The organism is Rhizobium sp. CC-YZS058 (assembly GCF_034720595.1).
In the GTDB taxonomy this organism is placed as follows: Bacteria; Pseudomonadota; Alphaproteobacteria; order Rhizobiales; family Rhizobiaceae; genus Ferranicluibacter.
In genome coordinates this window covers 104,823-117,714 of the sequence record NZ_JAYESJ010000003.1, presented here as the reverse complement: position 1 = coordinate 117,714, position 12,892 = coordinate 104,823, and the positions used below count along the sequence as shown (strand labels likewise).

General features: G+C 64.5%; 10 protein-coding genes. 8 read left to right on the top strand and 2 right to left on the bottom strand.

Annotation, left to right across the window (positions count from 1 at the left end; translation table 11 throughout):
• The first annotated feature begins 28 nt into the window (after nt 1-28).
• Nucleotides 29-2,686, top strand: coding sequence for a molybdopterin-dependent oxidoreductase (locus U8330_RS21240; RefSeq protein ID WP_323107574.1), 2,658 nt, complete (start codon nt 29-31; stop codon nt 2,684-2,686).
• Entirely contained in the window at nt 2,658-4,133 is a 1,476-nt protein-coding gene (gene cysG, locus U8330_RS21235) for a siroheme synthase CysG (protein WP_323107573.1), read from the top strand. The genes U8330_RS21240 and cysG overlap by 29 nt, the downstream gene beginning before the upstream one ends.
• 65 nt (nt 4,134-4,198) lie before the next feature.
• Here cysG and U8330_RS21230 read toward each other — a convergent pair whose 3' ends face one another.
• Complete coding sequence (locus U8330_RS21230) at nt 4,199-5,332, bottom strand: VWA domain-containing protein (protein WP_323107572.1); 1,134 nt, start codon at nt 5,330-5,332, stop codon at nt 4,199-4,201.
• Nucleotides 5,333-5,473: 141 nt separating this feature from the next.
• The gene (locus tag U8330_RS21225) at nt 5,474-6,490 is read right to left on the bottom strand and encodes a LacI family DNA-binding transcriptional regulator (protein ID WP_323107789.1); all 1,017 of its coding nucleotides are present in this window, start codon (nt 6,488-6,490) and stop codon (nt 5,474-5,476) included.
• Between the two features lie 131 nt (nt 6,491-6,621).
• Between U8330_RS21225 and U8330_RS21220 the strand changes: the two genes are divergently transcribed.
• The 6 genes from U8330_RS21220 to U8330_RS21195 all read left to right on the top strand — a co-directional run bounded on the left by U8330_RS21220 (nt 6,622) and on the right by U8330_RS21195 (nt 12,892).
• Nucleotides 6,622-7,656 (top strand): Gfo/Idh/MocA family oxidoreductase, encoded by a 1,035-nt coding sequence (locus U8330_RS21220; RefSeq protein WP_323107570.1) that lies wholly within the window; start codon nt 6,622-6,624, stop codon nt 7,654-7,656.
• Nucleotides 7,657-7,704: 48 nt separating this feature from the next.
• Nucleotides 7,705-8,571, top strand: a complete 867-nt coding sequence (locus U8330_RS21215) for a sugar phosphate isomerase/epimerase (protein ID WP_323107788.1) — start codon at nt 7,705-7,707, stop codon at nt 8,569-8,571.
• Between the two features lie 84 nt (nt 8,572-8,655).
• The gene (locus U8330_RS21210; protein WP_323107569.1) at nt 8,656-9,888 is read left to right on the top strand and encodes a sugar ABC transporter substrate-binding protein; all 1,233 of its coding nucleotides are present in this window, start codon (nt 8,656-8,658) and stop codon (nt 9,886-9,888) included.
• Nucleotides 9,889-10,089: 201 nt separating this feature from the next.
• Nucleotides 10,090-10,992, top strand: coding sequence for a sugar ABC transporter permease (locus tag U8330_RS21205; protein ID WP_323107568.1), 903 nt, complete (start codon nt 10,090-10,092; stop codon nt 10,990-10,992).
• Nucleotides 10,989-11,816, top strand: coding sequence for a carbohydrate ABC transporter permease (locus U8330_RS21200; protein ID WP_323107567.1), 828 nt, complete (start codon nt 10,989-10,991; stop codon nt 11,814-11,816). Before U8330_RS21205 ends, U8330_RS21200 begins: the two co-directional genes overlap by 4 nt.
• Nucleotides 11,813-12,892: an ABC transporter ATP-binding protein gene (locus U8330_RS21195; RefSeq protein WP_323107566.1), complete on the top strand. Its 1,080-nt coding sequence runs from the start codon at nt 11,813-11,815 to the stop codon at nt 12,890-12,892. Before U8330_RS21200 ends, U8330_RS21195 begins: the two co-directional genes overlap by 4 nt.

Here is a 12,892-nt window from a genome sequence, read left to right as displayed (position 1 = left end):
CTCCGGTCAGCCTTGCGGAGCGATGCCCGTGTCCACTGAAACCCGCACCACCTGCCCCTATTGCGGTGTCGGCTGCGGCGTCATCGCCCGCTTCGAGGACGATGGCGCGATCCGCATCAAGGGGGATCCCGATCATCCCGCCAATTTCGGCCGGCTTTGCTCCAAGGGCTCGGCGCTGGCCGACACGCTCGGCCTCGACGGTCGTGTGCTCTTCCCGCAGGTCCATGGCGCCCGCACGAGCTGGGACGAGGCGCTGACGCTCGTCGCACGACGCTTCGGCGAGACGATTGCCGACCATGGCGCTGGCTCGGTCGCCTTCTATCTGTCCGGACAGTTGCTGACCGAAGACTATTATGTCGCCAACAAACTGATGAAGGGCTTCATCGGCTCGGCCAATATCGATACCAATTCCAGGCTCTGCATGGCCTCGTCCGTCGCCGGACACAGGCGAGCCTTCGGTGCGGACACCGTGCCGGGTTGCTACGAGGACCTGGAGCTGGCCGATCTGGTGGTGCTGACCGGGTCCAACATGGCCTGGTGCCACCCGGTCCTCTACCAGCGCCTTGCCGCAGCCAAGGCGGCTCGCCCGGACATGACGATCGTCGTGATCGATCCGCGACGCACTGCCACCTGCGATCTTGCCGATCTGCATCTCGCTGTCCGCGCCGATGGCGACGTGGCCCTGTTCAACGGGCTTTTTCAGCATCTCGTCGACAGCGGACAGGTCAACGGACCGTTCGTCCGGGACCATACGTCCGGTTTCGAGGAGACGCTGACGGCAGCCGCGCGGCTCGATGTCGAGGCGCTCTGCGAGGCGACAGGCCTGTCCGGCATGATGCTGCGCGCCTTCTTCCGCCTCTTCGCCGAAACGGAGAAGGTCGTCACCTGCTACAGCCAGGGCGTCAACCAGTCGGCGTCCGGCACCGACAAGGTCAACGCCATTCTTAACTGCCACCTGGCGACCGGCCGGATCGGCCGGCCCGGCATGGGGCCCTTTTCGCTGACCGGGCAGCCAAACGCCATGGGCGGGCGCGAGGTCGGCGGTCTTGCCAATATGCTCGCCGCCCATATGGACATCGAGAACCCCGTGCACAGAGACCGCGTGCAGCGGTTCTGGAACGCGCCCGTCATGGCGGACCGCCCCGGATTGAAGGCCGTCGAGATGTTCGAGGCCGTGGCGGACGGACGGATCAAGGCGATCTGGATCATGTCGACCAATCCGGTGGTCTCGATGCCGGACGCAGACGCCGTCAAGGCTGCGCTCGAGCTCTGCCCCTTCGTGGTGGTCTCGGATATCCAGTTGGAAACGGATACGACCCGACTTGCCCATGTGCTCCTTCCCGCCACGGGCTGGGGCGAGAAATCCGGCACCGTCACCAATTCCGAGCGGCGCATCTCCCGGCAGAGACCGTTTCTCCCGCCCCCGGGAGAAGCGAGACCCGACTGGTGGCAGCTTGCCGAAGTCGGTAAGCGCATGGGGTTCACCGCCCAATTCAACTATGCCGGCCCCGCCCGGATCTATGCGGAACATGCCGCCCTGTCCGCCTTCGAGAATGATGGCGCGCGTGACTTCGACATCGGCGGCCATGCCGCGATCGATGCCGCCGCTTATGATGCGCTCGCCCCGTTCCAATGGCCGCTTCTTGCCGATGGATCGACCCGGTCGCGCTTCTTCGCGGACGGCCGGTTTTTCACCGCAGACGGGCGGGCGCGGCTCGTCCCCGTCGCATCACCGCGGCCGGATATCGGCAGCGAGCGCTACCCCTTCGTGCTGAACACCGGCCGCATCCGCGACCACTGGCACACGATGACGCGCACGGGCCGGAGCGCACGGCTGTCTGCGCACATCGCCGAACCCTTTTGCGAAATTCATCCGGCGGATGCGGGCCGTCTGGAGATCGGCGACGCCGATCTGGTGCGGGTCGAAGGCGTGAATGGCAGGTCGATCCTCGTTCGGGCTTTGCTGACCGATCGACAGAAACGGGGATCGCTCTTCGTCCCCATGCATTGGACCGGAGAAACGGCGCCGAGCGCGCGGGTCGATCGGCTGGTCTCCGCCTGCACCGATCCGCTCTCCGGCCAGCCGGCCTTGAAAAGCGCGTGCGCTTCGCTCTCCCGTTACAAGGCCGAGATGCATGGCTTCCTGGTGACGGCCCGGCGGCCGCGCGCGCTCCCCTTTGCCTATTGGGCCATCGCCCGGACCGACGGCGGCTACCGTGTCGAGCTCGCCGGCGATGCCCCGCAACGCGGCTGGGAGCGGTGGATGAGGCACAATCTGGCGCTCGAGGGCCACCACGAACTTTTGAGCTACGTCGATCGCCGGGCCGGCGATCATCGTCTGCTGGCCTTCGAGGGCGAGAGCCTTCTCGCCGCGTTGTTCGTCTCATCGCAACCGGTGCAGGTGTCGCGCCAGTGGGCTGTCGAGCAGCTCAGGGCTTCTCATCGGGAGCGCGGTGCCCGGTCCCGCCTTCTGGCGAGCCGGCCGGCTCAAGGCATGCCGGACAAGGGCGCGATCGTCTGCGCGTGCTTTTCCGTCGGCGCGAACGAGATCGATCGCGCCGTGCAGAGCGGCTGTCGCTCGGTCGAGGCTATTGGCGTCGCGGTGAGTGCCGGAACGAATTGCGGCTCCTGCCGTCCCGAAATCAGGAGGATCCTCGATGCCACGCAGCCCCTTGCAGCAGAGTGACGACCACCACCGCATCGCCGCGCTGGCAAAGCTCCCGGTCTTCCTGGACCTTTCGGGCAAGCGGGTTGTGCTCGCAGGCGGATCGGACGCGGCCGCCTGGAAGGCGGAGCTGCTGCTGGCCTGCGGCGCCGAGGTCGATCTCTATTGCGAAGCCGGATCGATGAGCGATGCCTTGGCAGCGCTCGGCGGGCACCCGCAGCTCCGCCACCATGTCCATCCCTGGCATTGCGGCATTTTCCCCGGCGCGTCGCTGGCGCTGGCCGACTGCGAGACGGATGACGAAGCGCAGGCCTTCTTCTGTGCCGCGCGCGCGGCCGGCGTGCCCGTCAATGTGATCGACAAGCCGGCCTTCTGCCAGTTCCAGTTCGGTTCCATCGTCAACCGTTCGCCGGTCATCGTGTCGATCTCGACCAGCGGCGCGGCGCCGATCCTGGCCCAGGCGATCCGCCAGCGGATCGAGACCTTGCTGCCGCCTGCCTTGAAGCACTGGGCGAGCCTCGCGCAGACGCTGAGAGACGCGGTCAATCAGCGCCTTCCGCAGGGGCCTGCCAGACGGGTGTTCTGGGAGCGCTTCGTCGACCGCAGCTTCGCAACGAACGCGCCGCCGGCAGGGGAGACGGCGACGGCGTTGCTGAACACGGCACAGGAGATCGCGTCCGCACCACGGGTCGGCTCGGTGACGCTGGTCGGCGCGGGGCCGGGCGACCCCGAGCTTCTGACGCTGAAGGCCATGCGGGCGCTGCAGGCCGCCGATGTCATTCTCTTCGACGATCTCGTGTCGTCCGAAGTTCTCGAACTGGCCCGGCGCGAGGCCAAGCGCTTCCTTGTCGGCAAGAGGGGCGGACGCGAAAGTTGCCGCCAGGAGGACATCAACGACATGATGGTGCGCTTCGCCAAGGCTGGGAAACGTGTGGTGCGGCTCAAATCCGGGGATCCGATGATCTTCGGCCGGGCAGGGGAGGAGATCGCCCGGCTGGAGAGCGAAGGGATCGCCGTTGCAGTCGTGCCGGGGATCACGGCCGCATCAGCGATGGCAGCCTCGCTGAAGACCTCGCTCACCAACCGGCATCACGCCCAGCAGGTCCGCTTCGTGACCGGTCACTCCAAGGATGGCGACGTCCCGGGAACCGTCGACTGGGCCTCGCTCGCCGGGCCGAACCAGACCTCCATCTTCTACATGGGCGGGCGCATGGCGCAGCGGATCGAACAGCGCCTGAGAGACAACGGCATGTCCCCCGAAACCCCCGTCGCCATCCTCTCCTCCGTCAGCCGCCCCCAGGAACGCCGCTGGTCCGGCCCCTTGAGGAACCTGCCCGACGCAATGCAGGCAATCGGCTATGACCAACCGGTCCTGATCGGGATCGGCTCAGTCTTCGGCGAACTCGACCAGGACGGCCAGCGCATGCCAGGCCAGGTATGCCGAGACGCACGGGCCTACGCGGTCTGAGCTGGCGTCCCCTGCAGCGAATTTTCTTCTGGTCGAGCAGGGACGAAGACCGGCGCACGCTCCGCTTACTTGGTCAACCGCACGGCCAGTTGCGATGCGTCGCGTCCGATGGAGGCGAAGGCGCGCACGAGCGAGTCCGCATCTTCGGCCGCGAAGAAGTGAGCATCCGAGGTGGCGCAATATTTCAGCAGGTTCTTGCCCTTTGACGGGGCCAGGAAGGCGACGGTGTAGACGACGACCTTTTCCGCCTTCGCCGTGTCGCAGGTCTTCTTCGTATTGTCATCGGCCGCCTTCGTCGTGTTGTCGCCGTCGGTCATGAACACGATGAACTTTTTCGGCACCAGGCCGCTCTTGTCCCTGTGAACCTGATCCTCCGTCCCGTCGGTCAGCGACGTGTAGGCCTTGGACATCGCCTTGCTCGAGTCGGTGCTGCCGGATGCCGGGAGCGCGTTGACATAGGCGAGCGTCGTCGTCTCGTCCCAGGTGATGGGGCTTGGGTCTTTCATCGACCCTTCATAGGCAACGGCTCCGGTGCGCACATAGGTATTGCTGGGATCCGCTTCGGTCAGCTGCGTCAGCAAGGCTGCGACCGCCTGTTTCAAGACCTGCATCTTCGTCAGACTATTCTTCTTGGCGCTGTCGCCCATCGAGCCGGAACGGTCGAGCACAAGGAACATCGAGAGTGCGCTCTCCGTTGCCGTCGAACCCAGCGACTGGCTGCTCGCCGTGATCGTCACATCGCCGAGACCGAGCATCTTCGAAAGCGGCGTCGTCCTCTGGCGGAACGAAGCCGCCACGGTGATCGTGTATTTCTTGCCCGAGCCGACACCGTTCGAACTCGTATCGATCGTGATCTGCGCTGCCTTCGCAACGTCGTCGGCATCCTTGGCTTCATCGATCGTCATGCCGGATCGCTTGGCATTGGCCATGGAGATGGTCAGATGGTTGCGCGCTGCGGCTTTGGCCTGGTCCGGCGTCATCACCTCGTTCGCCAGGCCGGACGAGGCCGCCAGGGCCGCGACATCCACGGCGTCCTGCAGTTCGGTCTTGGCGAGAACGAGGCGGGTTACATCAAGGCCGACCCCCGCAGCACCGATCAGCATCGGCATGAGGAGCGCGCCCATCATCGCAAAGTTGCCACCGCGCTCTTCAGCAAGAGCCATGACCCATCGCAGCAGCTGGATCCGGTGTACCATCATTCACTCCATCAGCTTTTATTTGTAAGCTTATACTGACGGATAATGGATGCCTTTCCGTTCACGAACGGTCTTAAGATTCACTGAATCTGCGTTATCAGCCCTCGCTACTTGACACATACAGGCTAGAAGAAAGCACAAGGATCAGCCGCTCTCCCCTTCGACCAGCGTCATCGGCCAGAGACGCCGGCGTGCGGCATCCGGATAGTGAAGGGCGTAGGCCGGCATCGTCGAGAGCAGCGTTTCGGCGAGCGCGATGCCGAGATCGCGCAACGACACTTCGAAGCAGGTGAGACGCGGCGAGAGATAGCGCGCCTGCGGATTGTGCAGGCCGATCACCGCAATATCTGTGCCGACGGTCAGGCCGGCAGCGTCGAGGCCGTGATAGAGGCCGGTGACCGTGCCATCGTTGAGGACCACGACGGCGCTCGGCCGCTCAGCCATTGCTGCGATGATCTGCGCCGCGCGATAGCCACCTGCTTCGCTCGGCAAGGCCCTGATGACCAGCTCGTCGGGAAGCGTAAGGCCGCAATCCGCAAGTGTCTTCCGGCATGTGTCCAGAAAGACGTGGCCGAGATTGAGGTCATCCACCGGCCTGAGCAGGGCGATGCGCCGATGACCGCGTTCCACCAGGCGACGCATGCTGATTTCCGCCATGCCCTCAAAATCGAGATCGATCCAGGGCTGGCCGACATCCGTCTGGCTGCGGCCGAGCGTGACGAAGGGGATCTTGCGCCGGTCGAGAAGTTCGAAGCGCTGATCGATCCGCCGTGTCGCGGACAGCATCATGCCGTCGGCAAAGCCGCGCGCAACGACGCGCTTGAGATAGGCGTCCGGGTCCTCATCGGAGGAGCAGAGCAGGGCGACGAGGTCGAGGCCGTGGCGGGCGAAGACCGTCTGCACCCCGTCGAAGACGCTCATGAAAAAGGTGTCGCCATGGCCGGTGATCTCGTGGCCGGTCTGCATCATGAAGCCGATGACGCCGGTCGAGCCCTTGCGCAGCGCCCGGCCCGACTGGTTGGCGACATAGCCGAGCTGCTCGGCCGCATCGAGCACCCGGCGCCGTGTTTCCTCGTTGACATCCTTCTTGCCGTTCAGCGCGCGCGACACCGTGCCGATCGAAATGTCCAGATGCTCGGCCAGCTGCCTTATGCCCTTCACGACGCTCATGTTTTCCGTGCCTGCTCAATTCGCTCTTAAACTATTGACATGTCCGACCATCTGTAAATAGGATCGTAAACGTTTACGGGGCCGGGTTGAGGAGCTTTTGCCCCGTTGAGGAGGATTCATTCGTGGCATATCGAGCCGTTTTATGCGGGTGCGGAGCTATGGCCAGAGGCTGGCTTAATGCGCTGCTGGAGAAGCCGGAGCTGAAGGGCCGGGTCGAGATCGTCGGCCTCGTCGATCTCGATGCATCCGCTGCCCGCGCCCGCGCCGAGGAGTTCGGCCTGACCCAGGCGGCAATCGGTACGGATCTCGGTGAGATGATCGAGCGTACCGGCGCCGAGCTCGTCTTCGACATCGTGGTGCCGGCCGCGCGCCGGGCCGTCGTCTCGCTGGCGCTGTCGCGCGGCTGCCATGTGCTCAGCGAAAAGCCGATGGCGGCTTCGCTCGAAGAGGCCCGCGCGCTGCTGGCGCTTGCGGAGAAAGCCGGGCGCATCCATGCGGTCGTCCAGAACCGCCGCTATATCGATGGCGTCCGGCGCATGCGCCGCTTTGTCGAAAGCGGTGCCATCGGCACGCTGACCGGCCTTCATTGCGATTTCTTCCTGGCCCCGCATTTCGGCGGCTTCCGCGAGCAGATGGACAATGTGCTGTTGCTCGACATGGCGATCCACACCTTCGACGCCGCACGCTTCGTCTCGGGCAGGGTTCCTGAAACGGTCTATTGCGTCGAGACCAATCCGGAAGGCTCTTGGTACGCCCATGGCGCGGCGGCCAGTGCCATCTTCACGCTCTCGGGCGGCGCTGTCTTCACCTATCGCGGCTCCTGGTGCGCGGAAGGCGAGCGGACGAGCTGGGAGAGCGCCTGGCGCCTGGTCGGCTCCAAGGGGATGCTGACATGGGACGGTGCCGATCGCTTCGAGGCCTCGATTGCCGGCAGCGAGACGGGACTTCTGCGCGGCGCGCAGCCGGTCGAGGTTCCGCCGGCCGAGGACGAGACGAAGACGCACGGACACGCCAGCGTGCTGATCGACTTCCTGCGCGCGATCGAAACGGGCGAGGGGCCCGAAACGGTCGGCCACGACAATATTCACAGTCTCGCGATGGTGTTCGGCGCCATTAAGAGCGCCCGCACCGGCCAGCCGGTTTCCCTGACAGCATAAGGACGACCCAGCGTGAGCACCTCCACCGCCTCCATCCGTATCGGCACCATGATCAGCGCCAGCGCCGGCAAGGCGGCCGAACGGATCGGCCAGATCGCCGACATGGGCTTCGAAAGCTTCGAGCCCTTTTTCTGGCAGACGACCAACGGCCAGGATCTCGCCGATCTCGGCAAGCGTTGCCTCGAGGCGATCGGGGAGCGGGACATCACCATCTCGACGCTCGGCATGTTCGGCAATCCGCTGGAGGGCGAGGATCTCGATCTCCAGACCCTGCAGGGCTGGAAGGACTGCATCGACAACGCCCACCACTTCGGCGCGACCTGCGTCGCCGGCTTCACCGGCCGGGTTCGGGGCAAGCCACTCCCGGACAGCCTGCCGCGCTACAGGGAGATCTGGAGCGAGCTTGGCAAGCGGGCGGCCGACAAGGGCATCAAGATCGCCTTTGAAAATTGCGCCATGGATGGCAACTGGAAGACCGGCGACTGGAACATCGCCCATAACCCGGATGCCTGGGAGCTGATCTTCAACGAGACGCCGGACGATCATATCGGGCTCGAATGGGAGCCCTGCCACCAGATGGTCTATCTGATCGACCCGCTGCCGCAGATCCGCAAATGGGCGCCGAAGATCTTCCACGTGCATGGCAAGGACGCGACCATCCGCTGGGACGTCATTCGCGAGCACGGCATTTTCGGCAAGCTTCCCTTCGTCTTCATGCGCACCCCGGGCTTCGGCGACAGCAACTGGACCGACATCATCTCGGAGCTGCGTCTCGCCGGCTGGTCCGGCTCGATCGACATCGAAGGCTGGCACGACCCGGTCTATCGGGACGCCCTGGAAATGACCGGTCAGGTCCACGGCCTCGAATACCTCAAGCGGTGCCGGGGCGGCAGCTTCGTTACCGATCCGAGCTGAGCGCGCTCTCGCGCGTCTCGAGACTGCCGGCCGCCATCGGGAGGATGGCGGGCGGATCGACGGAGACCATCAAAGGAGGAGAACATGATGATGAGGACATGGCTTGCCGCCGGCGCCCTGGCGCTGGCAACCGTTTCGAGCTTCGGCCTTTCGGCCCGGGCCGAGGACGTCAAGATCACCGTCTGGTCGCTCGACCGCGCCATTCAGCCGGCCCCCAATCTGATCAAGGACTTCAACGCGATGGAGACCGGCATCACGGTCGAATATCGCGAAATCCAGTTCGACGACGTGGTGAGCGAGGCGATGCGCGCCTTCTCCACCGGCCAGGCGCCGGACATCATCGCCGTCGACAATCCCGAGCATGCACTCTTCTCGTCGCGCGGCGCCTTTCTCGACCTGACCGACATGATCAAGGGCTCGAGCGAGATCAAGACCGAAAACTACTATCCCGGTCCGCTCGCCTCCGTCATGTGGGACGGCAAGTATTTTGGCGTTCCGAAAGCCACCAACACGATCGCGCTCTACTACAACAAGGACATGTTCAAGGCGAAGGGCCTGGACCCGAACAAGCCGCCGCAGACCTGGGCCGAACTGCTCGATGCGGCGCGCAAGCTGAACGACCCGGCCAAGAACGTCTATGGCCTCGCCTTCTCCGCCAAGGCCAGCGAAGAAGGCACCTTCCAGTTCCTGCCCTGGGCGCAGATGGGCGGCGGCTCCTATCAGGCGATCAATTCTCCGGGCGCGGTCAAGGCGCTGGAGACCTGGAAGGCGATCATGGACGAGAAGCTTGCCTCGCCCGATACGCTGACCCGTGGCCAATGGGATTCGACCGGCACCTTCAATTCCGGCAATGCCGCCATGGCGATCTCCGGTCCCTGGGAGCTCGACCGGATGAGCGATGAGGCCAAGTTCGACTGGGCGGTGGCGCTCCTTCCGGTGCCGGAGGCCGGCGCCGAACGGTCTTCCGCCATGGGCGACTTCAACTGGGCGATCTTCTCCAACACCGAACACCCGCAGGAAGCCTTCAAGGTGCTCGAATATTTCGCCTCGCAGGACAAGCGGATGTTCAAGGATTTCGGCCAGCTGCCGGCCCGCTCGGACATCGCCATTCCGGCGACCGGAAACGAGAAGAAGGACGCCGCGCTGAAGGTCTTCGAGGAGCAGCTGAAATATGCCAAGCCCCGCGGCCCGCATCCCGAATGGCCGAAGATTTCCAAGGCGATCCAGGGTGCCATCCAGGCAGCGCTGACCGGCCAGATGAGCGCCCAGGAAGCGCTGGATCAGGCCGCCGAGAAGATCAAGGCCGTGCTGGGCTAGCCGCCCCGTCTGCGCGGACGACAAAGCTTTCCTCCCAGGAAGCGAACCTGGGGCGGGTATCGGGCGGCTGAGCGCCGAACCGGTGCCCGCCTGCAGGGTCGGGCAGGGGAGGCGGCGCGACCGCATTCGACAGCGCCCTTCGACCGAGAGACCCGCTGCCCCCCAGAAGGCAGGCAGCCACCGAGAACACGGGATCGATCCATGAAACGTGTCATCGCCAGCATTGCGGACGGAAAGGGGTTCGATCTCGTCCTGATCACCATCCCCTTCGCCTATCTGCTCGTCCTGTCGGGCCTGCCGCTTGCCTACAACGTGTTGATGAGCTTCCAGGAGGTCGACATGTTCAGTCTCGGAACGCTTTTGCGCCCCTTCGTCGGCTTCAAGAATTACGTGACGCTCTTCTCGCAACCCGAGACCTGGCCGATCCTCAAGAACACGGCGATCTTCGTCGCCGCCTCGATCGCCGGGCAATTCATCATCGGCTTCTCGCTCGCTTTGTTCTTCTGGACCAATTTTCCGGGCGCCTCCTGGCTGCGCGGGCTGTTCCTTGTCTCCTGGGTCATGCCGGGGCTGGTGGTGGGTGCGATCTGGAACTGGATCCTGTCCGGCGATTTCGGCATCCTCAACTTCCTCCTCAACAGCCTCGGCCTGATCGACGGCAATATCTTCTGGCGCTCGGACCCGAACTATTCGCTCTTCGCCGTCATCATCGCCAATATCTGGCTCGGCACCTCCTTCAACATGATCCTGCTCTCCGTAGGCCTGTCGGCGATCCCCAAAGATCTCTACGAGGCCGCCGAACTGGATGGTGCCAACGCCCTGCAGCGGTTCTGGACCATTACCCTGCCGATGATGCGCTCGACCATCGGCGCCATCATCTCTCTCGGGCTGATCTTCACCCTGCAGCAGTTCGACCTCTTCGCCGCCATCACATCCGGCGGGCCGAACAATTCCTCCAATGTCACGCAATATTGGGCCTGGGATCTCTCCTTCCGCCAATATGATTTCGCGGCCGGCGCCACCATTTCCGTGGTCATGATCATCTTCGTCATGATCGCCTCGGTGATCTATGTCCGCTCGACCCGGCATGAGGTGCGCGGATGAGCGAGGCCACCCGTCACCGGCTGATGTTCGCGATCGCGCTGGCGCTCGCCGCCCTCTATCTCTTTCCGCTCTACTGGATGTACGTCACGGCGCTCAAAACCGGCTCCGCCATGTTCGTGACACCGCCCGAGCTTTTCCCGAGCGAGCCGCAATGGGGCGTCTATGCCTTCGTCTGGGAAAGCCGCAACATGGGCCGCTATCTCTGGAACTCGCTGCTCATCGCCGTTGGTGCGGTGACGCTGGTCACCCTTCTCGGCACCGGCTGCGCCTATGTGCTGGCCCGCTACCGCAATCGCTGGGTGGATGCCGGGCTGTTCCTCATTCTGATGCTGCAGGTGCTGCCGGCGTCGCTGATGATCACGCCGATTTTCGTCGGCTTCTCGCAGGTGGGGCTGATCGGCAGTCCGCGGCTTGCCGTCATCATCGCCATTGCGGCCAAGTCCATGCCCTTCTTCGTCGTCCTGGTGCGAGCCACCTTCATGAGCGTGCCGATGGAGCTCGAGGAGGCGGCGCTCGTCGACGGCAATTCGCGCATCGGCGCCTTCTTCAACATCGTCCTGCCGCTCGCCCGCAACGGCATTCTCGTCAGTGCGATCCTGATCTTCATGCAGGCCTTCGGCGAGTTCGTCTATTCCAAATCGATGATCCAGAGCGTCGACCTGCAGCCGGCGAGCGTCGGGCTCAACACGTTCATGGGGCCGAACACCAATGAGTGGAACAACATCATGGCCTTCGCCACGATCTATGTGACGCCGATCCTCGCTCTTTTCGTCCTCCTCCAGCGCCGCATCGTCTCCGGCCTCACCTCAGGAGCCCTCAAGTGATGAACCAGATCGAGCTTACGGGCGTGAACAAGCACTACGGCGCCTATCACGCGCTGAAGAACATCGACCTCAAGATCCGCAAGGGAAGCTTCGTCGCGCTGGTCGGCCCGTCGGGCTGCGGCAAGTCCACCCTGCTGCGCTCGATGGCCGGGCTTGAACGGATCACCAGCGGCGACCTGCTGATTGCCGGCGAGAGGATGACCAACGTGCCGCCCCGCCGGCGCGACCTTGCCATGGTCTTCCAGTCCTATGCGCTCTATCCGCATATGACGGTGGAAGAGAACCTGACCTACAGCCTGCGCATCCGCGGCGTGCCGAAGGCCGAGTGCCGCAAGGCAGCCGAGGAGGTGGCGGCGACCACCGGCCTCACGCCCTTGCTCAAGCGCTATCCGCGCGAACTCTCCGGCGGCCAGCGCCAGCGCGTCGCCATGAGCCGGGCGATCATCCGCCATCCCAAGGCCTTCCTGTTCGACGAGCCGCTTTCCAACCTCGATGCGGCGCTGCGCGTCCACATGCGCAAGGAAATCCGCGCTCTGCACGATCGGCTGGGTGCCACCTCCGTCTATGTGACGCATGACCAGATCGAGGCCATGACCATGGCCGACCATGTGGTCGTGATGCGCCAGGGGATCATCGAGCAGCAGGGCGCGCCGCTCGATCTCTACGACCGGCCGGTCAACCGTTTCGTCGCGGGTTTCATCGGCTCGCCGGCCATGAATTTCGTGCCGGCCATGGCGGGTCCCGACGGGCGGTCCCTGGTGCTCAATCTCGGCACGCCGCAGACCATCGCCCTCGACCGCGCCGTGCCGCCAGGCCGGCCTCTGATCGCCGGCCTGCGCCCGGAGCACCTCTCGGTCGTTGAGGAAAGGCCGGGAACGATCCGCTGCCGGGTGGCCACCGTCGAGAGCACGGGCTCGAACAGCTACATCGCGACCGACACGAAACCGGAGCTCGTCCTCGTCACCAACGGCCGCAGCCCGGCTTCCCGCGGCGACCCCATCTCGATCTCCATCGCTCCGGCGGACGTGCATGTCTTCGACGCGGAGAGCGACATGCGGATCGACCGGGTCGATTGA